Annotated in this window: 24 protein-coding genes; 12 read left to right on the top strand and 12 right to left on the bottom strand. The window is 70.9% G+C overall.

Going from position 1 to position 22,305, the window contains the following annotated elements:
• Positions 1 to 41: 41 nt before the first annotated feature.
• From AC1DG4_RS11110 to AC1DG4_RS11095, 4 genes are all read right to left on the bottom strand, one after another.
• Positions 42 to 782, bottom strand: a complete 741-nt coding sequence (locus AC1DG4_RS11110) for a GntR family transcriptional regulator (RefSeq protein ID WP_477378137.1) — start codon at positions 780 to 782, stop codon at positions 42 to 44.
• A gap of 241 nt (positions 783 to 1,023) precedes the next feature.
• On the bottom strand, positions 1,024 to 1,377 hold the full coding sequence (locus AC1DG4_RS11105; RefSeq protein WP_477378135.1) for an SHOCT domain-containing protein: 354 nt from the start codon (positions 1,375 to 1,377) through the stop codon (positions 1,024 to 1,026).
• Between the two features lie 668 nt (positions 1,378 to 2,045).
• Positions 2,046 to 2,708 carry a response regulator gene (locus AC1DG4_RS11100; RefSeq protein WP_477378133.1) on the bottom strand — a complete coding sequence of 221 codons (663 nt, stop codon included), beginning with the start codon at positions 2,706 to 2,708 and terminating at the stop codon, positions 2,046 to 2,048.
• Positions 2,705 to 3,916 (bottom strand): sensor histidine kinase, encoded by a 1,212-nt coding sequence (locus AC1DG4_RS11095; RefSeq protein ID WP_477378131.1) that lies wholly within the window; start codon positions 3,914 to 3,916, stop codon positions 2,705 to 2,707. The genes AC1DG4_RS11100 and AC1DG4_RS11095 overlap by 4 nt, the downstream gene beginning before the upstream one ends.
• A 147-nt stretch (positions 3,917 to 4,063) precedes the next feature.
• Between AC1DG4_RS11095 and AC1DG4_RS11090 the strand changes: the two genes are divergently transcribed.
• On the top strand, positions 4,064 to 4,471 hold the full coding sequence (locus tag AC1DG4_RS11090) for a GNAT family N-acetyltransferase (RefSeq protein ID WP_477378129.1): 408 nt from the start codon (positions 4,064 to 4,066) through the stop codon (positions 4,469 to 4,471).
• A 21-nt stretch (positions 4,472 to 4,492) separates the two neighbouring features.
• Here the strand turns inward: AC1DG4_RS11090 and AC1DG4_RS11085 are convergent, their stop codons facing one another.
• Positions 4,493 to 4,702, bottom strand: coding sequence for a hypothetical protein (locus tag AC1DG4_RS11085; RefSeq protein ID WP_477421238.1), 210 nt, complete (start codon positions 4,700 to 4,702; stop codon positions 4,493 to 4,495).
• Positions 4,703 to 4,864: 162 nt separating this feature from the next.
• Between AC1DG4_RS11085 and AC1DG4_RS11080 the strand changes: the two genes are divergently transcribed.
• The 6 genes from AC1DG4_RS11080 to AC1DG4_RS11055 all read left to right on the top strand — a co-directional run bounded on the left by AC1DG4_RS11080 (position 4,865) and on the right by AC1DG4_RS11055 (position 10,306).
• On the top strand, positions 4,865 to 5,263 hold the full coding sequence (locus tag AC1DG4_RS11080; RefSeq protein WP_477378127.1) for a RidA family protein: 399 nt from the start codon (positions 4,865 to 4,867) through the stop codon (positions 5,261 to 5,263).
• A gap of 181 nt (positions 5,264 to 5,444) precedes the next feature.
• A complete protein-coding gene (locus AC1DG4_RS11075; RefSeq protein WP_477378125.1) occupies positions 5,445 to 6,395 on the top strand; it encodes an ABC transporter ATP-binding protein in 951 nt (316 codons plus the stop codon).
• A 1-nt stretch (position 6,396) separates the two neighbouring features.
• Positions 6,397 to 7,215, top strand: coding sequence for an ABC transporter permease (locus tag AC1DG4_RS11070; RefSeq protein WP_477378123.1), 819 nt, complete (start codon positions 6,397 to 6,399; stop codon positions 7,213 to 7,215).
• A 1-nt stretch (position 7,216) separates the two neighbouring features.
• Positions 7,217 to 8,473 carry a sensor histidine kinase gene (locus AC1DG4_RS11065; protein WP_477378121.1) on the top strand — a complete coding sequence of 419 codons (1,257 nt, stop codon included), beginning with the start codon at positions 7,217 to 7,219 and terminating at the stop codon, positions 8,471 to 8,473.
• On the top strand, positions 8,470 to 9,093 hold the full coding sequence (locus tag AC1DG4_RS11060) for a response regulator transcription factor (protein WP_477378119.1): 624 nt from the start codon (positions 8,470 to 8,472) through the stop codon (positions 9,091 to 9,093). Before AC1DG4_RS11065 ends, AC1DG4_RS11060 begins: the two co-directional genes overlap by 4 nt.
• Before the next feature lie 58 nt (positions 9,094 to 9,151).
• Complete coding sequence (locus tag AC1DG4_RS11055) at positions 9,152 to 10,306, top strand: polysaccharide deacetylase family protein (RefSeq protein WP_477421237.1); 1,155 nt, start codon at positions 9,152 to 9,154, stop codon at positions 10,304 to 10,306.
• A gap of 182 nt (positions 10,307 to 10,488) precedes the next feature.
• Here the strand turns inward: AC1DG4_RS11055 and AC1DG4_RS11050 are convergent, their stop codons facing one another.
• Complete coding sequence (locus tag AC1DG4_RS11050) at positions 10,489 to 11,658, bottom strand: glycosyltransferase (RefSeq protein WP_477378115.1); 1,170 nt, start codon at positions 11,656 to 11,658, stop codon at positions 10,489 to 10,491.
• Positions 11,659 to 11,829: 171 nt separating this feature from the next.
• On the opposite strand from AC1DG4_RS11050, the gene AC1DG4_RS11045 reads away from it, so the two are divergent.
• The 3 genes from AC1DG4_RS11045 (at position 11,830) to AC1DG4_RS11035 (ending at position 15,415) form a co-directional block, all read left to right on the top strand.
• Positions 11,830 to 12,093: a glutaredoxin domain-containing protein gene (locus AC1DG4_RS11045; protein ID WP_477378114.1), complete on the top strand. Its 264-nt coding sequence runs from the start codon at positions 11,830 to 11,832 to the stop codon at positions 12,091 to 12,093.
• Positions 12,094 to 12,133: 40 nt separating this feature from the next.
• The gene (locus AC1DG4_RS11040; RefSeq protein ID WP_477378113.1) at positions 12,134 to 13,513 is read left to right on the top strand and encodes an MFS transporter; all 1,380 of its coding nucleotides are present in this window, start codon (positions 12,134 to 12,136) and stop codon (positions 13,511 to 13,513) included.
• Positions 13,514 to 13,690: 177 nt separating this feature from the next.
• A complete protein-coding gene (locus tag AC1DG4_RS11035) occupies positions 13,691 to 15,415 on the top strand; it encodes an aldehyde dehydrogenase family protein (RefSeq protein ID WP_477378111.1) in 1,725 nt (574 codons plus the stop codon).
• 6 nt (positions 15,416 to 15,421) lie between these two features.
• Here the strand turns inward: AC1DG4_RS11035 and ypfJ are convergent, their stop codons facing one another.
• Positions 15,422 to 16,309 carry a KPN_02809 family neutral zinc metallopeptidase gene (gene ypfJ / locus AC1DG4_RS11030; RefSeq protein WP_477378109.1) on the bottom strand — a complete coding sequence of 296 codons (888 nt, stop codon included), beginning with the start codon at positions 16,307 to 16,309 and terminating at the stop codon, positions 15,422 to 15,424.
• A gap of 83 nt (positions 16,310 to 16,392) precedes the next feature.
• Here ypfJ and AC1DG4_RS11025 point away from each other — a divergent pair, with 83 nt between their 5' ends.
• Complete coding sequence (locus AC1DG4_RS11025) at positions 16,393 to 17,385, top strand: malate dehydrogenase (RefSeq protein ID WP_477378107.1); 993 nt, start codon at positions 16,393 to 16,395, stop codon at positions 17,383 to 17,385.
• Positions 17,386 to 18,026: 641 nt separating this feature from the next.
• Here AC1DG4_RS11025 and AC1DG4_RS11020 read toward each other — a convergent pair.
• Both AC1DG4_RS11020 and AC1DG4_RS11015 read right to left on the bottom strand, forming a co-directional pair.
• Complete coding sequence (locus AC1DG4_RS11020; protein WP_477378105.1) at positions 18,027 to 18,311, bottom strand: GIY-YIG nuclease family protein; 285 nt, start codon at positions 18,309 to 18,311, stop codon at positions 18,027 to 18,029.
• 149 nt (positions 18,312 to 18,460) lie between these two features.
• Positions 18,461 to 19,501 (bottom strand): NAD(P)-dependent alcohol dehydrogenase, encoded by a 1,041-nt coding sequence (locus tag AC1DG4_RS11015; protein ID WP_477378103.1) that lies wholly within the window; start codon positions 19,499 to 19,501, stop codon positions 18,461 to 18,463.
• A 131-nt stretch (positions 19,502 to 19,632) separates the two neighbouring features.
• Between AC1DG4_RS11015 and AC1DG4_RS11010 the strand changes: the two genes are divergently transcribed.
• A complete protein-coding gene (locus AC1DG4_RS11010; RefSeq protein ID WP_477378101.1) occupies positions 19,633 to 20,118 on the top strand; it encodes a recombinase family protein in 486 nt (161 codons plus the stop codon).
• Between the two features lie 39 nt (positions 20,119 to 20,157).
• Here the strand turns inward: AC1DG4_RS11010 and AC1DG4_RS11005 are convergent, their stop codons facing one another.
• From AC1DG4_RS11005 to AC1DG4_RS10995, 3 genes are read right to left on the bottom strand one after another with little or no spacing between them, the layout of a single operon-like run.
• Positions 20,158 to 20,847 (bottom strand): hypothetical protein, encoded by a 690-nt coding sequence (locus AC1DG4_RS11005; protein WP_477378099.1) that lies wholly within the window; start codon positions 20,845 to 20,847, stop codon positions 20,158 to 20,160.
• Complete coding sequence (locus tag AC1DG4_RS11000) at positions 20,844 to 21,638, bottom strand: hypothetical protein (protein WP_477421236.1); 795 nt, start codon at positions 21,636 to 21,638, stop codon at positions 20,844 to 20,846. Before AC1DG4_RS11000 ends, AC1DG4_RS11005 begins: the two co-directional genes overlap by 4 nt.
• Positions 21,635 to 22,240 (bottom strand): hypothetical protein, encoded by a 606-nt coding sequence (locus AC1DG4_RS10995; RefSeq protein ID WP_477378095.1) that lies wholly within the window; start codon positions 22,238 to 22,240, stop codon positions 21,635 to 21,637. Before AC1DG4_RS10995 ends, AC1DG4_RS11000 begins: the two co-directional genes overlap by 4 nt.
• Positions 22,241 to 22,305: the final 65 nt, after the last annotated feature.

Genomic DNA, 22,305 nt, shown 5'->3' with positions numbered 1-22,305 from the left:
GGAGCGAGACGAAACGCGGCGCCCGCTCTGCGTCCGCCCCGTCACAGCGCGGTGCGGACCGTCTGCCCCGCCTCGATCTCGAACGCGATCGCGCCGGCGCGGTAGCGGTCGACGCCGAGCTCCACGAGCCTGCCCTCGCGGGTCGTCGTGGTGCGGCCGACCTGCAGCAACGGGCTGGAGCGGCGCACGCCGAGCAGCGCCGCATCCTCGGTGGTCGCGGCCGCCGCCTCGATCCGGTGGTTCGTCGACGCAACGCGGATCCCGGCCTCGGCGAGCGCGACCGTGGTCGAGCGCACGTCGTCCGGCACCAGCGTGATGACCTCTGCCACCCAGGGCGCCCAGACCGAGCGCTCGATCATGACCGGCAGCCCGTCCAGCGTGCGCAGCCGCACGAACCGGAGCAGCGGCTCGCCGAGCCGGATCCGGAACTGCTGCGCCTCGCGTGCATCCGCGGGTCCCACGCTGCGGGAGGTGATCGCGCCGCCCGGGACGCGCCCTCCCTCGCTCGCCCACTCCGTGAACGACTGCATCCGCGCGAAGCCCTGGGTCTGGTGCGCGGCCTGAACGATCCATCCGCCCCGCGGCCGCGACACGACGAGCGAGAGGCGGGCGAGGCGGGCGAGCGCGCCGCGGATCACGCTGCGCGTCGTGCCGTACTCGGCGCTCAGCATCGCCTCGCTCGGCAGGCGGGTGCCGGCCGCGAACCCGCCCTCGGAGATCCGCCGGCGCAGATCCGCGGAGATCTGCGCCGTGCGCGAGCTCTCGCGGGATCCTTCGGTCATCTCCCGGCCCCGCGTGACGGAGAGGGGATCGACGGCCGGAGCATGCCCCCCATTCTCGCGCACGTGCGCCGACGGCCCGCCATGCCGAGGCATGGCGGGCCGAGCGAGGCAGCCGGGGCGGTAGGGCCGAGCGGGCTGGCCGGGGCCGAGCGGGGCCGGCCGGGGCCGAGCGGGGCCGGCCGGGCCGACGAGTCGGTGAGGTCAGCCCCCAGCTGGCGGGATCACGCCTCCGTCGTCGGGATCAGGCCTCCGGGCGGTTCGCGCGGAGCACTTCGAGCCGGGCGCGGTACTCGGTCTCGTCCACGTCTCCCTTGGCGAAGCGGTCGGCGAGAATCTGCTCCGCGGTGCGGCTCTGGGCCGCGCCGCCCTGCGCCATCCCTGCCCAGGGCGCCTGCGCTCCGGGGGCTCCCGGGGCGCCGTGCCAGGCCCACGGGCCAGGACCGCCCCAGCGACGACGCCGCACGAGGAGAGCGATGAGCAGCCCCACGATGACGAGGAACATCAGCGGGCCGATGATGAAGAAGGGCCAGAACGGGGCCACGCCCATGCCCCAGTGCCCGGGATGCGCGGCGACGGCCGCGACGGTTGCGATCATGAGTGACCATCCTTGGATCGGTTCGGTCGCATCTCGACCGATGGATCCAGCCTCGCGATCCGAGCCCCCCACCGAATCCGGCCTCGGGAGTGATTCCCCCTGCTCCCCCGGGAGTACGTCCCTCGCTTCCCCCGGTTCCCCACTTCCGAGTCGTCCCCGTCAGCGGACCCCATGGCGTGCGCTGGTGGGGACGACCCCACAAGAGTGGACTCTCCCCGCAGAGTCGTCCCCGTGAGCGGAGCCCCTGGCGTGCGCTGGTGGGGACGACCCGAGCCCCAGAGGCTGCAGCCCCCACTTCCGAGTCGTCCCTGTCAGCGGATCCCCTGGCGTGCACTGACAGGGACGACCCCACAAGAGTGGACTCTCCCCGCAGAGTCGTCCCCATGAGCGGAGCCCATGGCTTGCGCTGGTGGGGACGACTCGAGCCCCAGAGGCGGCAGCCCCCACTTCCGAGTCGTCCCCGTCAGCGGACCCCATGGCGTGCGCTGGTGGGGACGACCCCACAAGAGTGGACTCTCCCCGCAGAGTCGTCCCCGTGAGCGGAGCCCCTGGCGTGCGCTGGTGGGGACGACTCGAAATGGGGGGGTAGGACGCGAGAGGGCAGGACGCGCCGGGGGGGGAACTGCGGCGGGGGCGCTGCGCGAAGCGGGGGCACGGCGCGAGGGGGGCTACTGCCAGCCGGGGGCGACGAGACCGGTCTCGTAGGCGATGACCACGAGATGCACGCGATCCCGGGCGTGCAGCTTGGCCATGATCCGCGACACGTGCGTCTTCGCGGTGAGCGGGCTCAGGAACAGCCGCTCCGCGATCTCGTCGTTGGTCAGGCCCAGACCGACGAGGCGCAGCACCTCGCGCTCGCGTTCGGTGATGCCGTCCAGCACCGCAGGATCCGGCGCATCGCGCAGCCCCACGGTCAGCCGCTCCAGGAGGCGCTTGGTGACGCCGGGCGAGAGCAGTGCGTCGCCGGCCGCGACGACCCGCACCGCGCGCACCAGATCCGCGGGCTCGGTGTCCTTCACGAGGAACCCGGCCGCCCCGGCGCGCACGGCCCGCACCACGTACTCGTCGAGCTCGAACGTCGTCACGATCACGACGTGCACCTCCGCGAGGGCGCCCTCCGCGGCGATCTGCTCGGTGGCCCACAGTCCGTCGCCGTCGGGCATGCGGATGTCCATGAGCACCACGTCCACGGGCGTCTCGCGGATCCGCTCCAGCAGTTCGCGACCGCCCGACGCCTCCACCACGACCTCGATGCCGTCCTCCGCGTCGAGCAGAGCACGGAACCCCGCCCGCACGAGCAGCTGGTCGTCGGCCAGCGCGACCCTGATCACGACGCCCTCCCCCACGGCAGCCTCACCACGACGCGCGCACCGCCGGCCTCGGCGTCGCCGATCGCGATCGTGCCGCCGAGCAGCGCCGCCCGCTCCCGCATGCCGAGGACGCCGCCGTGTCCTGAGACCTCCGGATCCGTGCCGCCGAAGCCGCGACCGTCGTCGGACACCGTCACGACGAGAACCGGATCCGGTTCGTCCCGACGCTCCAGCACGACTCGCACGTGGTGCGCCTGCGCATGCCGCACGGCGTTCGTGAGCGCCTCCTGCACGATGCGGTACGCGGCGAATTGCACGGCCCGACTGGGCGCGCGCCCGGCGAGCTCGTCGTCGAGCACGATGTCCAGGCCGGGTGCGGTGAGGCCCGCGATGAGCCGGGGGAGTTCGGCCAGCTCGGCCTGAGGCACGAGCGGCACCTCCCCTTCACGGAGCACGCCGAGCACGCCGCGCACCTCCTCCAGCGCCAGCTTCGAGGTGTCCTTCACGTTCTGCAGCGCGGTGCGCGCCTGCTCCGGATCACGATCGAACAGGTGCAGCCCGACACTCGCCTGCACGTTCATCTGCGACAGCGCATGCCCCAGCACGTCGTGCAGTTCGCGGGCGATGCGCACGCGCTCGCGCTCCTCCGCACTGCGACGGTGCCGCTGCGCATCCGCGCGCATCGCGGCCAGCCTGGCGCCGCGCGTGCGCACGAAGGCCCCGACCGCGAAGCTGGCGGCCAGGGCGAGAGTGGCCGCCACGATGAGACCCGGGTGCCAGATCCGGCCGACGGTGACCCCGATGAGGATCGCGGAGACCCAGCCGGTCGCCACGGAGGCGGCCGCCCAGACCGCGGCTCCGCGGGCCACGGCGATCGCGATCGCGAAAGCCAGGGCGAGATACGGCGGCCCGTAGACGGGGGTGGTGAGCACGTCGAGCAGCGCGAGTCCGCAGGCGACGGCGACGGTCGGGCCCGGGAACCGCCGGGCCGCGAGCAGGGCCAGCGGACCCGCGACGGCGAGTGCGAGATGCAGCGCCATCCGCTCGTGCAGACCGTGGCCCGTGTGTGCGGCGACCCAGATCGAGGCGGGCACCTGCACGAGCAGGCACAGCACGACCGGCGCGATCAGGCGGACGCGCGGTGGCGGTCCGGCCGGGATCCGTCCGGTGTCGGGCCCGAACGCCGCCGCCCTGCCCCATAGTGCATGTTCGAGCGGCTGATCCGGCATCCTCCGATGCTAATCGCGCCGCACGGGTGGCGGATCCTCCGACGGCGTGCCCTCCGCGTACTCCCTGCGGAGTACGCGGATCCGCTGATCCGCTGATCCGCGGATCCGCCGATCCGTGCACGGCCCTGGGCCTGCTAGACAGGGAGCATGACCGCTCCCGGGATCATCTGGCCGCGTGCCGCCGGCTCTCTGGAACTGCGCCTGCCGACCGCGGAGGCGCTCGACCGCGTGCTCGCCTGGCGCAACCGCCCCGAGGTCACGAACTGGCTGATCCGCACCGAAGTGGATCCGGAAGCCTTCCGACGCACGTGGCTCGACGGCATCGCGGATCCGGACGACCACTCCGCGATCGCCTTCCTCGGCGATGAGGTGGTCGGCACGGTGTCGCTGTGGCGCACGGATGCGATGGGGCAGAGCCACGTCGCCGACGGGCCCTGGCGGAACGCGCAGGCCGGGATCGGTTACACGATCGACCCCGCGCAGGCGGGTCGCGGGTACGCGACCGCCATGGGCAAGGCGATGCTCGCCGACGAGTGGCGTGCGCAGCAGCCCTGACGAACCGCGCTGCRGCGAGGGTCAGTTCTCCCAGGAGCGGGAGCGCTTGGTGGCGCCGCCGGGCTCGCGCATCATGTACGCGAGGGCGAGGCTGATCGCCAGGATGCCCGCGACGAAGACGGGACCCTGCCACGCCGGCAGACCGGGGGCGATGCCCAGCAGCACGAATCCGCCGAGGAACAGAATTCCGAACACGATGTCTGCACGACCGTGCGACGGTTGCACGACCATTCGCACGGATCCGTCGTGCATCCGTCGCCGGATCGTGCAGCCGTCGCCCCGATCCCGACCCCGATCCCGGACCCGCCCGCGCAGTCGCCCCGATCCCCGAACCCGAACCCCGATCCGCCGCCTGCCAGAGGCGATGTCGGTCGCCCTCGCTACGCTCCGACCATGAGCATCCTCTATCCGCACGTACCGGGGCTCGTGAACAGCCCCGCCTTCAGCCATGTCGCCGTCATCCCGCCCGGATCCACGATGATCCACGTGGGCGGTCAGAACGGCATCGACGAGACCGGCACGGTGGTCTCGGACGACGTCGCGGTGCAGGCCGCCCGCGCCCTCGACAATGCCGCGGCCGCACTGGCTGCCGCCGGCGCCACTCTCGCCGACGTCGTCGGCTGGACCGTGCTGCTCCACCAGGACGCGGATCTGCGCGCGGCCTACGGCGCGGTGGGCCCGAAGCTCGCACGCGAGGGCGCGCCGCCGCTCGTCACCGCGGCGCTCGTCGCCGGGCTCGGCGTGCCGGGGGCGCTCGTCGAGATCGGCGCCGTCGCCGCCCTCACTCCCTGACCCTCGAGAACCTCAGGGACCGCCCCTCGAGCGTCTCGCGGAGCACGGATCCATCCGCACGGGCGTGCAGACCACGTCCTCCCGGACACCTGTGACGGATGTCATGGCGGATCCATGACAACGTTCATCGTGTGCCACGCGCCGCGCGGAGCAGACTGGATGACATGAACGAGGCGACATCATGAGCGAAACCCAGACGGCGCAGACCGTCATCCAGGCCCCCGCCGCGCCGCATCCCGCGATCACCGCGACCGGACTCACCAAGCACTTCCGCGGCTTCACCGCCGTCGACGGCGTGGACATCTCGGTGCGACAGGGCGAGGTCGTCGCCTTCCTCGGGCCGAACGGCGCGGGCAAGACCACCACGATCGACATGCTGCTCGGCCTCTCCCAGCCCGATGCGGGTCAGATCTCGCTATTCGGCCTGACCCCGCGCCAGGCGATCGGCCGCGGCCTGGTCTCCGCGGTCATGCAGACCGGAGGGCTGCTCAGCGATGTCACGGTGCGCGACACCATGAAGCTCACCGCGTCGCTGTTCACGCACACCACGAGCATCGACGCCGCACTCGAGCGCGCCGGCATCGCCGACATCGCCGACCGCAAGGTGCAGAAGTGCTCGGGCGGCCAGCAGCAACGGCTCCGTTTCGCGATGGCGCTGGTGTCGGATCCCGGCCTCATCGTGCTCGACGAGCCGACGACCGGCATGGATGTGGAGGGCCGGCACTCGTTCTGGCAGGCGATCCACGCCGACGCCCAGCGCGGACGCACCGTGCTCTTCGCCACGCACTACCTCGAAGAGGCCGACCAGTACGCCGACCGGATCGTGCTGATCCGCAAGGGCCGCATCGTCGCCGACGGCACCACCGCCGAGATCAAGGCGATGGCCTCCGGCCGCACGGTCGAGGCGGAATGGGACGACGCGAATGGATCCGGCCAGGCCGAGATCGCCGCACTGGACGGCGTCGAGTCCGTCGAGGTGCGCGGCCCGCGCATCATCATCCGTGCGAACGACTCCGACGCGGTCGCCCGCCACCTGCTCATGCGCACGTCCGCGCACGACATCACGATCACCAGCCAGAACCTGGAGCAGGCGTTCCTGCAGCTCACAGGCGACGACACGGAAGGGGAATGACATGACCACCGCCACCGAGCGCCTGGACCGGATCGATCCGTCCTCCCGCCGAGTACCGCCGATGGGCGGCTTCAGCCTCACGTTCCTCGGCGTCGAGCTGAAGCGCCTGTTCCGCAACTCGAGCGTGGTCGTGTTCACCCTGATCTTCCCGATCGCGATGCTGGTCATGATCGGACTGCCGAACAAGAACACGTCGATCTCGAACGTCCCGGTCAGTCAGGGAGGCCTGTCGGCCGCCGTGCCCATCATGATCTCGATGGCCGTGTACGGCGCGATGGTCGCCAGCACGATGACCGGCGTCTCCGTCGCCGCCGAACGCGCCCAGGGCTGGAGCCGACAGCTGCGCCTCACGCCGCTGAACCCGGTCGTGTACATCCTGGTCAAGGTCATCTGCGGCCTCGTCCTGGGCGGCATCGCGGTGCTCGTCACGCTGATCGTCGGCGCTGCGCTCGGCATCACCGCCCCGCTCGGCAACCTGATCCCGGCCGGCGTCCTCGCCTGGCTGAGCTCGCTCATGCTGACCAGCCTCGGCCTCGCGGTCGGCTACGCCTTCCCTGCGCAGAACGCGATGCGCTACCTCGGCCCGATCCTCCCGATCCTGAGCTTCATGGGCGGGCTGTTCGTCCCGCTCGCGATCATGCCGGAGGCCGTGCAGGTCGGAGCCAGGTTCACGCCGCTCTGGGGCATCGCCGAGCTCTCGCAGTCGGCCGTCATCGGGGTGACCCCGAACGGATGGGCCGTACCCAACCTCCTCGCCTGGCTCATCATCTTCACGGCACTGGCGGTGCTGATGTTCCGCCGCGACACCAAGCGCGTCTGACGTGACGGACGAGGTCTGCGACGAGCAGGGCGTGCCGGCTTCGGCCGCACGCCCTGCTCGTGGTGCGGGCCGGTTCGGTTTCGTGACGCGCTTCGGCATCCGCGAGGGCGGCTTCCACGATGCGCCGCCGCTGGACGGCGTCACCGGCTGGGCCCGGCTGCGGCTCACGCTCGGCGCCCCCGGCGCGAAACGCTGGTATCCGGGTGCCCTCATCAGCCAGGTGTTCATCATCGGGTTCATCCTGGTGCCGCTCCTCACCCAGCTCCCCGCTCCGGGCTCCTGGTTCTGGGCGCTCGCCGTGATCGTCTACGGCGCGCTCTTCACCGTCTCGTTCCCCGTGGCGATGTCCCTGCCCGATCGCTGGCGGTGGATGCCTCCGGTGGGGCTCCTGCTGCTGTCGCTGCCGTTCCTCGTCGTTCTCGGCCCCGACCTGTCCGGGCTCTGGACGTACGTCGCGGTCTCCGCAGCGCTCTGCTTCGGCGGCGACTTCCGCGCCATGATCGCGGTGTTCGCGCTGTCGGCGGTGTCGTTCGTGATGAACCTCGTCGACGGCGCCTTCCAGCCGACGAACACCCCGCCGTGGACGATGCCCCTGATCATCCTGTCCATCGGCACCCTGATGGCGGCCTTCACCCGTAACCTGCAGACCCTGGCGCAGCTGCGCCGCACGCAGAAGGAGCTCGCCGTCGTCGCCGTCGAGGAGGAGCGCAACCGCGTTGCCCGCGACATGCACGACATCCTCGGGCACTCCCTGTCCGCCATCTCGCTCAAGGCCGATCTGGCGGCGAAGCTCGCCGATCGGGATCCTGCCGCCGCCGTGACGGAGATCCGCGAGGTGCAGACCCTCGCCCGCGCCACGCTCGGCGACATGCGCGCGGTCGTCTCCGGCTACCGTCAGGTGCGGATCGCGAGCGAGCTCGCCTCGCTGCGCACGCTGCTGCCCGCCGCGGGCATCACGGCGCACCTGCCGATGACGACGGACGACGTGCCGGAGCGCAACAGGGAGTTGTTCGGCTGGGCGCTGCGCGAGGCCGTCACGAACGTGATCCGGCACGCCGGGGCGACCAACTGCTGGGTGGTGCTGAGCCCGGGGCGCATCACGATCGAGGACGACGGCGTCGGACCGGCTCCCCGCCCCGCTGACGGATCGGCCGGCACCGGCCTGCACGGACTCGCCGAACGCGCGGCCGATGCAGGCGGTTCCCTGAGGATCGGCCGCTCCCGCCATGGCGGATTCCTGCTGGAGGTCATCGCATGACGGCGAACGCGCCGATCCGGATCCTGCTCGCCGACGATCAGGCGCTCGTGCGCGGTGCGCTCGCGACGCTGCTCGGTCTCGAGGACGATCTCGTGGTGACCGCGCAGGTCGGACGCGGCGACGAGGTGCTCCCCGCCGCGCAGGAGCACCTCCCCGATATCGCCCTGCTGGATGTCGAGATGCCCGGCATCGACGGACTCACCGCCGCGGCGCAGCTGCGCCAGGCCATGCCAGGGCTGCGGATCGTGATCGTGACCACGTTCGGCCGCGCCGGATACCTGTCCCGCGCACTGTCCGCGGGGGTCGCCGGCTACGTGGTCAAGGACACCCCGGCGTCTGAGCTTGCCGACGTGGTGCGGCGCGTGATGAGGGGCGAGACCGTGATCGACGCGGCCCTCGCCACCAACGCGCTCACGGCCGGCCCGTCGCCCCTGACCCCGCGGGAGGCCGAGGTGCTGGCCGCCGCCCGCGATGGCGGCACCATCTCCGACGTGGCCCGCGCCCTGCACCTCTCCGAAGGGACCACGCGCAACCACCTGTCCTCGGCGATGCAGAAGCTGGAGGCCCGCACGAGAGCGGACGCCGCCCGGATCGCCCAGGAGCGCGGCTGGCTGCTCTGAGCGCCGCGCTCATGGTCACGTCAGGATCCGGCCCCGTCGATCCCCTACACTCAGCACCATGACCGGAGGATCACCTGCTTCGTCGCGCCCCTCACGTGCGGTGATCCGCCGTCGCCGCCTCATCGTGGGACTGATCTCCGTCCTCGCCGTCGCGCTGCTCGCTGTCGTGGCCACCATCGCGGTGCACGCCCTGCTCGGCGGCGGTCAGGACAAGGCGACCGCGGCGGGCGCCACCCGCACGCCGACCCCGAAGCCCACACCGCTCACGCCCGTTCAGGAGCTGTTGAAGACCGCAAGCGACCCCGCCACCGCGTGCGCGGTGTCGTTCGCCGGCGACGGCATCGAGCACGCCCCGATGCTTCAGACCGTGGGCGTGCTGTTCGCGGGTCTGCCGATCCCCGAGCGGGCCGGATCCGTGTTCGCCGGCTGGTATCCGACCCCGGAGGCGGCGCAGGCCCAGGTGCAGACGGACCGCGTGAACGGGTCGCAGCTGACCACGTGCACGGATCACGAGCGCACGCTCCACGCCGCCTGGACCACGCCGGAGCAGAACACCGCGACCGCGTCGAAGATCCCGATCCTGATGTACCACCAGTTCACGACCAAGCCCGAGGGCGAGGACAACTGGCTGCGCAACAACTACGTGTACATCGAGGACTTCAAGGCGCAGATGGACTACGTCGCCTCTCAGAAGTTCTACCTGCCCACCTGGGATGAGCTGAACGCCTTCATCGACGGCAAGCTGTTCCTGCCCCAGYACTCGCTGATCATCACCGACGACGACGCGGATCCCACCTGGCTCCAGCTCGCCGTGCCGGTCGTGACGGAGCGGAAGCTGCTGACCACGTCGTTCGTGATCACGGGCGAACGCAAGGACGGATCGCCCTCGCCCTACGTCCTGCAGCGTTCGCACACCAACGACATGCACCGCGCCGGCGACAACGGCAAGGGCCGCATGGTGAACCTGTCGGCCGACGAGGTCGCCGCCGACCTCGAGGAGTCGGCGAAGGTGCTGGGGGCGAAAGAGGTCATCGCCTACCCCTACGGTCACTACAACGCGACCGCCGAGGAGGGCGTGACCAAGGCCGGGTTCCTGCTCGCGCGCACGATCGACTTCGGCTACGTGAAGATCGGCACGAACAAGCTCGAGCTGCCGGTCGTCCGGATCAACTACGGCGACACGGTCAACGGCCTCAAGAACAACATCGGCTGACCGTTCCCGCCGGTTCCTGAGCGAGCGCAGCAAGCCGGTTCCTGAGCGAGCGCAGCAAGCCGGTTCCTGAGCGAGCGCAGCAAACCGGTTCCCGAGCAGCGCAGCAAGCCGGTTCCTGAGCGAGCGCAGCGAGACGAAGGACGCCCCGACCTGCTACGGGAATCCCTCGAGCGCCGCAGCGTTCACTCCGCGGCGGCGATCTCCGCTTCGAGGCGCACGCGGCGCTCCTCGGCCCTGCGCACCTGGCGCACGGACCGGCGCGGGGCGTAGACGACGAGCGAGTGGAACAGGAAACGCACGAAGAACGCGGCGACCAGCGAGATCGCCGCGGCCAGGATGCTCGAGATGTGCCAGCTCTCGACCATCAGCGCGAGGATCGGGATCCGCACCGCGGCCTCGACGTTGTTGAATGTGAACGACTGCGCGAAGCGCACGGCGAGCGCCGAGGCATCGCTGCGCATGTCGTTGAAGACGTAGCGCTCCTGCAGGATGAAGTTGCCGACGATCGTCACCTCGGCGGCGATGATGGCCGCCCAGACGTACTCCATGCCGAGGTGCGTGAGCGCCCACATGATGACGAGGTTCGCAAGGGCTCCGACGGCACCGATGATCGCGAACAGCGACATCTTGCCGAAGCGCAGCCGGGCGAGGTGCTTGAGGAACTGCATCCCCTGCACGAACGACGCCTTGGACTGCCCGTGCAGACGCTCGCCGAACTCCATCGGAACCTCGGCGATGCGCACGTCGGAGCGAACCAGGATCTCCAGCAGGATCTTGAAGCCGTTGGGCCGCAGGGCGTCCGGATCCACGCGGGTCCGGTCGACGAGGAAATAGCCGGTCATCGGATCTGAGGCTCCGGAGAGCCGGATCGGGAACATCGCCTTGGTGAGGAGGGTCGCGCCCCGCGAGACGCCCACCCGCATGGCGCCGGCCAGGCCGCCGTTGTCGCCGCCGCCGACGTAGCGCGAGGCGACGACGACGTCGGCGTCACCGTCCTCGTAGCGGTCGATCATCTCGGGGAGCAGCTCCGGCGGATGCTGCAGGTCGCCGTCCATCACGATGCAGACGTCGTAGGACGCGGAGCGGATCCCCTCGACCACGGCACCGCCGAGTCCGCCCTCTGGCTCGTCGCGGTGCAGGAGGCGCACGGGCATCGGCGCGGAGGCGGCGAGCGCGCGGATCACTTCGGGGGTGTCGTCCGTGCTGTCGTCGACGAAGAGGATCTCGCCGGCGCGATCGCTCAGCGCAGCGGAGACGCGCGAGATGAGGGCGGCGATGTTATCCCGCTCGTTGAAGGTCGGAATGATGACCGTGGCACCGGGGATCCTCTCCCCTGCCGACAAGCCTTCCATGCCCCCTCCTCCGTTCGCGTGACTCGACATGGTCCCACGCGAAACCATGCGGAACCTGCGCGTTTCCCGTCAGACACCATGCCGCACCCAGGCTAACGGGCGGTGAACACCGGGCAAGGCCCTTGCCTTCTCGCCGATCCCGCCCCCTCGGATCCGCCGTACCCTGGAGTCATGACCACCCCCGCCTCTGACACGATCACCATGTTCGGCGCCGACTGGTGCCGGGACTGCATCCGCACCAAGAAGCAGCTCGACGAGCTCGGCATCGCCTACACCTACGTCGATCTGGTCGAGGATCCGTCGGCCGCCGACGTCGCCAAGGAGATCTCCGGCCGGATGAACATCCCCGTGGTGGTCTACCCGGACTCCTCGCACCACGTCGAGCCGTCCAACGCCGACGTCGAGGCCAAGCTGCGCGAGCTGTCCCTGATCTGACGATCTCGTGAGGCTTCTGCGCGCCGATACACTGGCGCGCATGAGCACCGCCGCTCGCGCTGAACGAGCTCCCACGCGCCTTCCCGCCCGCACGGTCGCCCGCTACGCCACGGGATCCCTCGGCACCGGGGGCTTCGCCACGCTGCCCGGCCTGGTGCTCGCGTACTTCCTCACCGACAACCTCGGCGTCGCCGCGATCCTGGCCGGAACGATCGTCACCCTCGCGAAGGTGTGGGACGTCGTGATCGACCCGGTGATCGGCGCCTGGTCCGATCGCAGCCTCATCCGCACGGGCAGCCGCAAGCGCTTCATGCTCATCGGGGCATTCACGCTTCCGGTGTTCTTCGCCCTCACCTTCGCGGTGCCGCCGGCGTTCGGCCCGGTCGCGGGAGTGATCTGCGTGCTGCTGGCATTCCTCGCCACCGCCACCTCGTTCAGCCTGTTCCAGGTCCCCTACATCGCACTGCCGGCCGAGCTCACCTCGAGCTACGACGAGCGCACCCGTCTGCTCAGCTGGCGGGTGATCGCGCTCACCGTCACGATCCTGCTGTTCGGCGGCGGCGGCCCCGAGCTGCGCCGCATCACCGGCGACCCGGTCATCGGCTACCTCGTGATGGGCGTGGTCGCCGGCATCGTGATCGGCGTGGGCATGCTCATCGCCGCGCGCACGGCCGACGACGCCGTGGCAGCCCCGGCAACGGTCGAGCACGTCGGGATCCGCGCGCAGTACGCTGCGGGCTTCGCCGCCGTGCGCCGATCCCAGCCGTTCCGCGCGCTGCTGGGCACCTACCTGCTGCAGGCGCTCGCCACCGGCACGATGCTGGCGGGCGCGCAGTACGTCGCGACCTGGGTCATGCGGTCTGAAAGCGCCGTCACGCTGCTCTTCGTCGCCCTGGTCGCCCCGGCCGTGATCGCGACCCCGGGGTGGGAGCGGCTGTCGCGCCGGATCGGCAAGGAGCGCGCCTTCCGGATCGCCTCGACGATCTTCCTGATCGCATCCGCCTCGATCGTGCTGGCGCTGTGGATGCCAGGATCCTGGATCTACGGCTCGGTCGCGATCGCCGGCGTCGCCTATGCGGGCATGCAGGCGCTGCCGCTGGCGATGCTGCCGGACGTGATCTCGCACGACGAGCGCGACAGCGGACCGGGCAACGCCGGCACGTTCACCGGCATGTGGACGGCGTCGGAGACCGTCGGCTTCGCGCTCGGCACCACGATCGTCGCGGTCGTGCTGGCTGTCACCGGCTACGTCTCGCGCACGGCGGGTGATACGAGCGCCGTCGCGCAGCCGGGCAGCGCCGTGACCGGGATCGTCCTGATCTTCAGCGTCGTGCCCGCCCTGCTCATGCTGCTGAGCATCGCCGCCCTGGCCCGCTATCGGCTGCGCCGCAGCGACATCGACAGCATGTCCGGATCCTGATGCCGGCCCGCCGGTGAGAAACCAGATCCTGCATGAGACCCACCCTCTGCAGGCAGGTCTCATGCAGGATCTGGTTTCTCGCGGTTCCGCCGGTTGACATCGACGACCTCGATCGTTGAGACTCCGTCCCACGCCGAGCGCGTACGCTGAACCCAGACCGCGCCGAAGGAGATCCCGATGCCAGACACCCTCGCCGACGACGTCCGCGCTCCGATCGAGAGTGCGATCGCAGAGCTGCAGAAGGGATCCGCGGCCTGGTCGGCCCTCACCGTCGGCCAGCGCGTGACGCTGCTGCGCGGCGTGCGGCGCACGGTCGCCGCGAACGCGCGGGCATGGGCGCGCGCCGCTGTGCGCTCGAAGCAGCTGAGCGACGACCACCCCCTCCGCGGCGAGGAGTGGCTGAGCGGCCCCTACGCGACGCTCGGCGCGCTGGACGCCTACATCGAGACGCTCGACCGCATCGCGCACGGCCGCAACCCGCTCGACGGCCTCACGGTCGACCGCACCGCGAGCGGGCAGACCCGCGTGCGCACCTTCCCGCTCGAGGGCATCGACAAGCTGCTGCTCTCCGGCTTCACGGGCGAGGTGTGGCTCACCCCCGGCGTCACGCCGGGGGATGCCAGGGCGCGCGCGGGTCTCGCGCAGCGCTCCCCCGCCGCCACGGACGGCGGCATCGGCCTCGTGCTCGGCGCCGGCAACATCACCTCGATCCCCGTGCTCGACGTGCTCTACGAACTGCTCGCGCACGACCGCGTGGTGCTGCTCAAGGTCAACCCGACCCAGGACGCGCTCGTGCCGGTGTTCGAGAAGGCCCTCGCACCGCTCATCGCCCCCGGATTCCTGCGGATCGTGCGCGGGGCGGGCGACGTCGGCGCGTTCCTCACCGCCCACGACGCCTTCGCACATGTGCACATCACCGGATCCGCCCCGACCTTCGACGCGATCGTGTGGGGCACGGGGCCGCAGGCCAAGCGACGCAAGCGCGAGAATCGGCCGCAGCTGAAGAAGCCGATCACGGCCGAGCTCGGCGGCGTCTCGCCGATCATCGTCGTGCCCGGCCATTGGAGCGACGAGGATCTGCGGTTCCAGGCCGAGCACATCGCCACGATGCGTCTGCAGAACGGCGGACACAACTGCATCGCTGGTCAAGTCGTGCTCCTCTCCCGCGACTGGTCGCAGAAGGATCAGTTCCTGATCGAGCTGCGCCGCGCCTACGCGCTCGCCCCTGAGCGGCCGATCTGGTATCCCCGTTCGGACGAGCGGATGGCGCAGGCCGCCGACACCTATCCCGACGCACTCGTGCTGGCGGACCGGCTGCTCGTCGAGATCGGCGAGGGCGATGACGCGACCGCCCTGGAGCAGACCGAGTACTTCGCGCCCGTGCTGGGCGTGGAGCAGCTGCCCGGCACCGGCCAGGCGTTCCTGGATGCTGCCGTCGCGCACGCGAACGAGAATTTGCAGGGCACACTCGGCGCGAACGTGCTGATCGACCCCGCCACAGAGGTGTCGCTCGGCGCGGGCTTCGAGCGGGCCATCACCGCGCTGCACTACGGATCCATCGCGATCAACACCTGGACCGCGTTCGGCTTCATCACCCCCACCGTGACCTGGGGTGCGTTCCCCGGCAACACGCTCGCCGATGTGGGCAGCGGGCTCGGCGTCGTGCACAACGCACTCCTGCTGGCCGACGTGGAGCGCTCCGTGGTGCGCGGACCGTTCCGGCCATTCCCGCGATCGGCGTCGATCGTGCGCGATGGCGGACGATTCACGATCCTGCCGAAGCCGCCGTGGTTCGCGTCGTCGCGCACGGCCGCCGAGGTCAGTGAGGGCCTGACCCGGTTCCGCGCCCAGGGCGGCGTGCTCGCGCTGGTGCGCACGCTCGTCCAGGCGATGCGGGCCTAGCTCCGCCTAAGGCGTGGCCGGGGCGAACGTGTCGCACTGGCCGAGCCCGTTCTTGTACCCGGTTGCGAACCACTTCTCCCGCTGGGCGCTGGATCCGTGCGTCCAGCTCTCCGGGTTCGTGTAGCCCGCCGACTCCTGCTGGATGTGGTCATCGCCGACGGCGGCCGCAGCGTTCAGCGCATCCGTGATCTGCGCCTCGGTCGGCTTCTTGAAATAGGCGACGCCGTTCTTGTCCTTCTGATCCGTCAGGTCGGCGATGAAGGCGCCGGCATAGCAGTCGGCCTGCAGTTCGGTGCGGACGCCGTTGCTCGCGGGGCCCGTGCCGTTGTTCGGGTACTTCGACATCGTGCCCGTGATGTTCTGGATGTGGTGCCCGTACTCGTGCGCCACCACGTAGACCTGCGCGAGGTCGCCCGCCTCCGCGCCGAACTGCTGCTTGAGCACCTGGAAGAACGTGGGGTCGATGTAGACCGTCTGGTCCGAAGGGCAGTAGAACGGGCCCACGTCGTTCGAGGCTGTGCCGCACGGAGTCGAGGTCGCGACGTCGACACTGACCTGGCCCGGCTCGACGTACCCCTTCACATGCTTGGTCCAGTACTGGTTCAGCGCGAGCTTGGTCGAGGCGACGCGGCAGTCCACGTCGTTGTTCGCATCGGCGCCGGTGTTGCAGTTCTTCACGTACCCCTCCGAGGAGGTGGTCGCCTGCGGCTGCCCCTGCGGGTCGGTGCCCCCGCCGAGGAGCCCGGAGAGGTCGACTCCGGTGAAGGCACTGATCAGCAGCACCACGACCGCACCGAGTCCCACCACACCGCCGCCGGCGATCGCGGCGGTGCGACCGCCACCGCGCCGCTGGACCTTGTTGTCTGAGACATCGGCATCCGGGTTGAACGTCATGAGCACAGTTTTCCACGGTCCGTGCCCAACGGGGAGGCATAGGCTCGCATTGTGCGTCGCATCCGCGACCGGAAGGAGCCGAAGTGACCACCACGGTGACACTGACGGGTGCGGGCGGGCAGATCGGCTACGCGCTGCTGTTCCGGATCGCGGCCGGCGACATGCTCGGGCCCCGGGAGAAGGTGCGGCTGCGGCTGCTCGAGATCCCGGCCGGGATCGCGGCCGCGGAGGGCGCTGCTCTCGAGCTGCAGGACGGCGCATTCGGGCTGCTCGAGCACGTGGAGGTGACCGACGACCCCGCGGTGGGCTTCGACGGCGCCGATCACGCGCTGCTCGTCGGGGCGCGTCCGCGCGGCCCCGGCATGGAGCGCGGCGACCTGCTCGCCGCGAACGGCTCGATCTTCGGACCGCAGGGATCCGCGATCGCCGCGCATGCCGCCTCGGGCGTGCGCGTGACGGTGGTCGGCAACCCCGCGAACACGAACGCGCTCATCGCCGCGGCATCCGCCGACGGCGTCCCCGCGGAGCGGTTCAGCGCGCTCACCCGGCTCGACGAGAACCGCGCCCGCGGTCAGCTCTCGGCGGCGCTCGACGCTGCGGTGGCCGACATCGCCGGGGTGACGATCTGGGGCAACCACTCCGCGACGCAGTTCCCCGACGTCGCCTACGCGACCGTCGCCGGGCGTCCGGTGCCGGAAGCTCTCGCCGAGCAGACCGGCGATGTGCGCGCGTGGCTCGAGAGCACCTTCATCCCCAGGGTCGCCAAGCGCGGCGCCGAGATCATCCAGGTGCGCGGATCCTCCTCTGTGGCATCCGCGGCGAGTGCGGCGATCGATCACGTGCGTGACTGGGCGCTCGGCACCGGCGAGCGGCGCACCAGCGCCGCCGTCGTCTCGCACGGCGAGTACGGCGTGCCGGAGGGCCTGATCAGCTCGTTCCCCGTGCGCGCGATCGACGGCGAGTGGCAGATCGTCGAAGGGCTCACTCCGGACGCATGGGCGCGCGCGCACATCGACCGCTCGGTCGCCGAGCTCGTCGAGGAGCGCGACGCCGTCCGCGCACTCGGCTTGGTCTGACGGCCCCCGAGCCAGGAGCGTCCAGCGGTCCCTGAGCGAGGAGCGCAGCGACGAGACGAAGGGCGCGCCGGGGCCCGGGACCGAAGAGCGCACAGGCGTCCTTCGTCTCGCGTAGCGGTCTCTGAGCGAGGAGCGCAGCGACGAGACGAAGGGCGCTCAGGAACCGGAGACAAACGGTCCCTGAGCGAGGAGCGCAGCGACGAGACGAAGGGCGCTCAGGAACCGGAGACAAACGGTCCCTGAGCGAGGAGCGCAGCGACGAGACGAAGGGCGCTCGGGAACCGGGGGGGGCTTCGGTCCCTGAGCGAGGAGCGTCCTTCGTCTCGCATAGCGGTCCCTGAGCGAGGAGCGCAGCGACGAGACGAAGGGCGCGCCGGGACCCGGGACCGAGGGGTGCACAGGCGTCCTTCGTCTCGCGTAGCGGTCCCTGAGCGAGGAGCGCAGCGACGAGACGAAGGGCGGCGCCGGGACCCGGGGCCGAAGGGTGCACGGGCGTCCTTCGTCTCGCTGCGCTCGCTCAGGAACCGGGGGGGCTTCGGTCCCTGAGCGAGGAGCGTCCTTCGTCTCGCTGCGCTCGCTCAGGAACCGGGAGACGAAGGGCGCTCAGGAACCGGGAGACGAAGGGCGCGCCGGGACTGCGGTCAGCGTCCGCGAGAACGCCTGCTCCAGCCCTGCAGGTCGTCGTACCGGCCTTCGATCAGCGCACGCTTCTTGGCCCGGTTCCAGCGATGGATCCGACGTTCCCACGCGAACGCCTCATCGACGCGCTCGAACTCCGCGGTCCACACGAGCTGCACGGGGAGCCTTCGGCGCGTGTAGTCGCCGCCGAAACCCTGCTGATGCTGTTCGAGTCGCCAGGAGAGATCCCTCGTGCTCCCAGTGTAGAAGCTGTCATCGGCGCAGCGGAGGATGTAGACGTGCGGCATGCAGGACACCGTACTGATCCCGCCACCGTGGGACCCGCCGTTATCCACAGGCGTCCTTCGTCTCGCTGCGCTCGCTCAGGAACCGGAGACGAAGGGCGCTCAGGAACCGGGAGACGAAGGGCGCTCAGGAACCGGGGTGGCGAGCCGGGTCAGATCGTGGCGACGTCGATCACGAAGCGGAACCGCACGTCACTGGCGAGCACGCGTGCGTACGCGTCGTTGATGCCCGCCGCGTCGATGAGCTCGATCTCGGCGGCGATGCCGTGCTCTGCACAGAAGTCGAGCATCTCCTGGGTCTCCCTGATCCCGCCGATCGACGACCCGGCGAGCGAGCGTCGACCGCCCAGCAGCAGGCCCGCGCGGAACGACATGGGCTCCGGAGGCGCACCGACGCTGACCATGGTGCCGTTCGTGTCGAGCAGGTTCAGATACGCGTCCAGCGGCAGCGGGGCGCTGACGGTGTTCAGGATCACGTCGAACGAGCGCTTGCCGGCCGTGAACGTCTCCGGATCCGACGTGGCCAGGTAGTGGTCGGCGCCGAGCCGGATCCCCTCGTCCTTCTTGCGCAGCGACTGCGAGAGCACGGTGACCTCCGCGCCCAAAGCGTGCGCGATCTGCACGGCCATGTGCCCGAGCCCGCCGAGCCCGACGACGGCGACCCGGGTGCCCGGACCGACGTTCCAGTGCCGCAGCGGCGAGTAGGTGGTGATGCCGGCGCAGAGCAGGGGAGCTGCGCGGTCGAGCGGGATCGCATCGGGAATACGCAGCACGAACGCCTCGGTGACGACGACCTGGCGCGAGTAGCCGCCCTGGGTGATCGTGCCGTCGCGGTCGGTGGCGCCGTAGGTGCCGATCGCGCCGCGCCTGCAGTACTGCTCCTCGCCGCGCAGGCACGCGTCGCACTCGCCGCAGGAGTTCACCAGGCAGCCGACGCCCACCCGGTCGCCGACGGCGAAGCGCGTGACGTCGGATCCCACGGCGGCGACGGTTCCGGCGATCTCGTGACCCGGGGCGAGCGGATAGTGCTGGGGGCCCCAGTCGCCCTGCACCGTGTGGATGTCGGAGTGGCAGATGCCCGCGAAGGCGATGTCGATCACGACGTCGAGCGGGCCGGGCTCGCGGCGATCGATCGTGGTCGGGGCGAGGGGGGCGCCCTCGCTCGGTGCGGCGTAGGCGGCGACGACGGGCATGGCGCTCCTCAGGGCTCCGGGGGTGGGACAGTGCGAGCGTACTCCGCCCAATGATGGAGCAGCTCCATCCGGATCGGCTGCGGACCCCGATGTCCGTGGGAGAAGGCACAATAGAGGCGGAGGCGGATGACATGGAAGCGACCACGCACGCGCATGACGACGCGGACGGCACCACGGGTGCGCCGCTCGACGCCGCCCTCACCAGTCCGCTGCATCTCCCGCACGCGGCCGCGGAATGCCCCAAGTGCTTCACCGAGCTGCAGCAGAATCGGGACTGGTGGTCGGCCAAGCCCGACGGATCCCGCCTGGTCGGCCTGGTCGTGGCTCGTGACGGCATGCCGACGGTGGTGCAGCAGCGTGACGACCTGACCCGGTTCGGCGTGCCCATCGAGGGCTTCCGCCATCCCGCGCCCGACATCCTGGAGAGCTGGACCGACCGCATCGGCCGCCTCATCGACACCCTTCGCCCGGGTGACGTGCTGGTCGTCGCCAACATCCATGCCCTGGGGCGCGACATCGACGAGGAGACCCGTACGGTCGCGGCGCTGCGCCGTCTCGGTGTGATGGTGAAGGTGCTCAGCCACGACGCGCGCCACCTCGCCGACGCCGGGCGCTGAACCCGGGCGCTGAACCCGGCGCTAACGGCGGGCGCCGGATCAGGCCGTGGCGGCGCTCCCCGCGGGAAGCCAGGCCAGGGTCGACACGCACAGGTCGAACAGCGTGCGCATCGCCACCATCGGCGGATCGTCCGCGGGCACGTCGACCGGGCGCATGATCACGAGCACGAGGCGCAGCGCCCTGCGCCTCTGTGACCCGGGGATGGGCGTCAGGTACATCACGGTCGTGACCGCGACTCGCTCCCCCTCCAGGTTCTGCACCTCGTCTGTCTCCATGCGCAGGAAGCGCTTGTCCTCGAGCAGCGCCGTCGCGCCGCGCTCCGTGATCGCCTCTCGCACCAGGTCGTCGAGGTTCTCACCTGCCGGAGCGCGCTGGATGCTGGCGGTCAACGAGGCCGGCAGATAGAGGGCCTCTGCGGCGTCCGCCGAAGGCACGAACATCGCCACGGCCTCGACCCGGCGCATCTGCGTGAAGGCCTCGCGCAGCAGCCGGTCCATCTGCGCATACAGATCGGGCCGGTGCGCCTGCATCAGGCGGCCGCGCATCGCGCCGAGCATGTCCTTCTCGACGGCGCCGTCGACGCTCCTGCGGATCCACCCCGGAGGCAGCACGAGGGTGAAGTCCGGGTCGGGGGTGCCGCCCAGCTCCGCTCGCAGGCTGATCCGCTCCGTCGGTCCCTCGGGGGCGTTCATACGGTCTCCTTCCCGGCCCGCGCCGGCATCGGTCATGACGACATCCTCTGCACGAGGAAGCCGGGTTCCGCCTCCAGCGCGCGCTGCGCATCTGCGGGAGAGATGATCCCGCGCCGGCGCAGGGTCCCGATCGCCTCGGTGAGCTCAGCGCGGATCTGCTCCCGCTCCCCCGCCGGCACCGCCGCGATCGCGGCGCGGCGTCGCGCCACGGCGTCGGTATCGGTCGGCGCCTCGGCCGCAGAGCCGCCGCGACGCCCGCCCGCGTGCGTGCCGTGCGTGCCGCGCCGGGCCAGCGTCGCGACGGCCGCTCCGAGCAGGGCCGYGAGCACGGCGACGACCGCCCACACCGGCCAGCCCGGCACCTGATCGGCCGCTCCCCGCGCCCCGATCATCACGGCCGCGACGACGCCGGCGACCGCAGCGATCCAGCCGCTGACTTCGGACTCCACGATGCTGCCGCCGAGCAGCCCGCGAACGAGAGTCACCGCCTGCCACCCGGCGGAGACGACCATCAACCAGCCGGCCACGGAAATCGCGACGGCCGAGTCCGCGAGGACGAGGCCGAAATCGCTTCCGCCGAGGGCCGTGAAGGCGAACACCGGCAGCAGGACGAGGGCCAGCACGGGCAGGACGGCGAGAATCATCGCCAGAAGGAACCACGGGCTGCGCGCCTGTTCGCTGCGCCTCTCGAACGCCCCGGCGCCACCGAGCTCGGCGAGCACCCTGGAGCGCCCGCGGAACACTCTCGCTTCGAGCTCCGCCCACGACACCCTGGCACCGGTCGGCAGCCCGTTCGCCCACGCGGTCGCGCTGCGGTCGTGCTTCATCGGCCCTCCCCCGGCCACTCCTCATCGGCCATCACGAGGCCGCGGTTCAGGTCGCCGCCCCGCCACGGCTCGCCGTCCACGAGGATCCGCAGATCGTCCACGAGAGCCGCGACATGCGGTGTCGCGAGCAGGAAGGCGTCGGCGAGCACCGGTTCGAGCGTCACCGCCGCCATGACGTTGTCATCCGCGAAGACCGCCTGCCACCCTCGGGTCGCGATCTGCTCCGATCCGGGCACCTCGCCGTCGAAGATCCACTGGCATCCGCTGCCGAGATGCTCCGAGACCGAGACCGCACGCCAGGGTCCGGCTCCCTCGCGGATGCTGCGACGGACCTCCTCCAGCCCGGGCGACTCGTGCACGGAGACCCGGACGACGAACGGGAAACCGTCCTGCGGCCAGAGCTGCAGCGCGAGCACATCGTCTGCCGTCACGGCCGTGGCGGCATGCGCGATGAACTCGGTGCGCAGCTCCACCGGCATCGGTGCGACGCCCTCCGCCGCACCGAGACGCTCGGCCGCTGCAGCCGCCCAGTCCGTGCCACTGCGCCCGGTGAGCACCACGACGCGCTCCTCGTCGATCCCGACCTCGGCAACCGCTCTCATCCGCACCCCTCCGCCACCAGCATGTCATCCCCGCCGCAGCCCGGCGCGCGAGCGCCCGGCACACG

This window comes from Microbacterium sp. 05N427, assembly GCF_056397105.1.
This window is presented reverse-complemented; position numbering and strand designations above follow the sequence as displayed.

Excerpts from the sequence above, each read along its gene's own strand:
- ypfJ (WP_477378109.1), bottom strand. The coding sequence starts at position 16,309 with ATGACGTTCAACCCGGATGCCGATGTCTCAGACAACAAGGTCCAGCGG.
- AC1DG4_RS11005 (WP_477378099.1), bottom strand. The coding sequence starts at position 20,847 with ATGACCGATGCCGGCGCGGGCCGGGAAGGAGACCGTATGAACGCCCCC.
- AC1DG4_RS11110 (WP_477378137.1), bottom strand. The coding sequence starts at position 782 with ATGACCGAAGGATCCCGCGAGAGCTCGCGCACGGCGCAGATCTCCGCG.
- AC1DG4_RS11040 (WP_477378113.1), top strand. The coding sequence starts at position 12,134 with ATGAGCACCGCCGCTCGCGCTGAACGAGCTCCCACGCGCCTTCCCGCC.
- AC1DG4_RS11090 (WP_477378129.1), top strand. The coding sequence starts at position 4,064 with ATGACCGCTCCCGGGATCATCTGGCCGCGTGCCGCCGGCTCTCTGGAA.
- AC1DG4_RS11080 (WP_477378127.1), top strand. The coding sequence starts at position 4,865 with ATGAGCATCCTCTATCCGCACGTACCGGGGCTCGTGAACAGCCCCGCC.
- AC1DG4_RS11015 (WP_477378103.1), bottom strand. The coding sequence starts at position 19,501 with ATGCCCGTCGTCGCCGCCTACGCCGCACCGAGCGAGGGCGCCCCCCTC.
- AC1DG4_RS11060 (WP_477378119.1), top strand. The coding sequence starts at position 8,470 with ATGACGGCGAACGCGCCGATCCGGATCCTGCTCGCCGACGATCAGGCG.
- AC1DG4_RS11010 (WP_477378101.1), top strand. The coding sequence starts at position 19,633 with ATGGAAGCGACCACGCACGCGCATGACGACGCGGACGGCACCACGGGT.
- AC1DG4_RS11070 (WP_477378123.1), top strand. The coding sequence starts at position 6,397 with ATGACCACCGCCACCGAGCGCCTGGACCGGATCGATCCGTCCTCCCGC.
- AC1DG4_RS11045 (WP_477378114.1), top strand. The coding sequence starts at position 11,830 with ATGACCACCCCCGCCTCTGACACGATCACCATGTTCGGCGCCGACTGG.
- AC1DG4_RS11020 (WP_477378105.1), bottom strand. The coding sequence starts at position 18,311 with ATGCCGCACGTCTACATCCTCCGCTGCGCCGATGACAGCTTCTACACT.
- AC1DG4_RS11050 (WP_477378115.1), bottom strand. The coding sequence starts at position 11,658 with ATGGAAGGCTTGTCGGCAGGGGAGAGGATCCCCGGTGCCACGGTCATC.
- AC1DG4_RS11085 (WP_477421238.1), bottom strand. The coding sequence starts at position 4,702 with ATGGTCGTGCAACCGTCGCACGGTCGTGCAGACATCGTGTTCGGAATT.
- AC1DG4_RS10995 (WP_477378095.1), bottom strand. The coding sequence starts at position 22,240 with ATGAGAGCGGTTGCCGAGGTCGGGATCGACGAGGAGCGCGTCGTGGTG.
- AC1DG4_RS11035 (WP_477378111.1), top strand. The coding sequence starts at position 13,691 with ATGCCAGACACCCTCGCCGACGACGTCCGCGCTCCGATCGAGAGTGCG.
- AC1DG4_RS11095 (WP_477378131.1), bottom strand. The coding sequence starts at position 3,916 with ATGCCGGATCAGCCGCTCGAACATGCACTATGGGGCAGGGCGGCGGCG.
- AC1DG4_RS11075 (WP_477378125.1), top strand. The coding sequence starts at position 5,445 with ATGAGCGAAACCCAGACGGCGCAGACCGTCATCCAGGCCCCCGCCGCG.
- AC1DG4_RS11105 (WP_477378135.1), bottom strand. The coding sequence starts at position 1,377 with ATGATCGCAACCGTCGCGGCCGTCGCCGCGCATCCCGGGCACTGGGGC.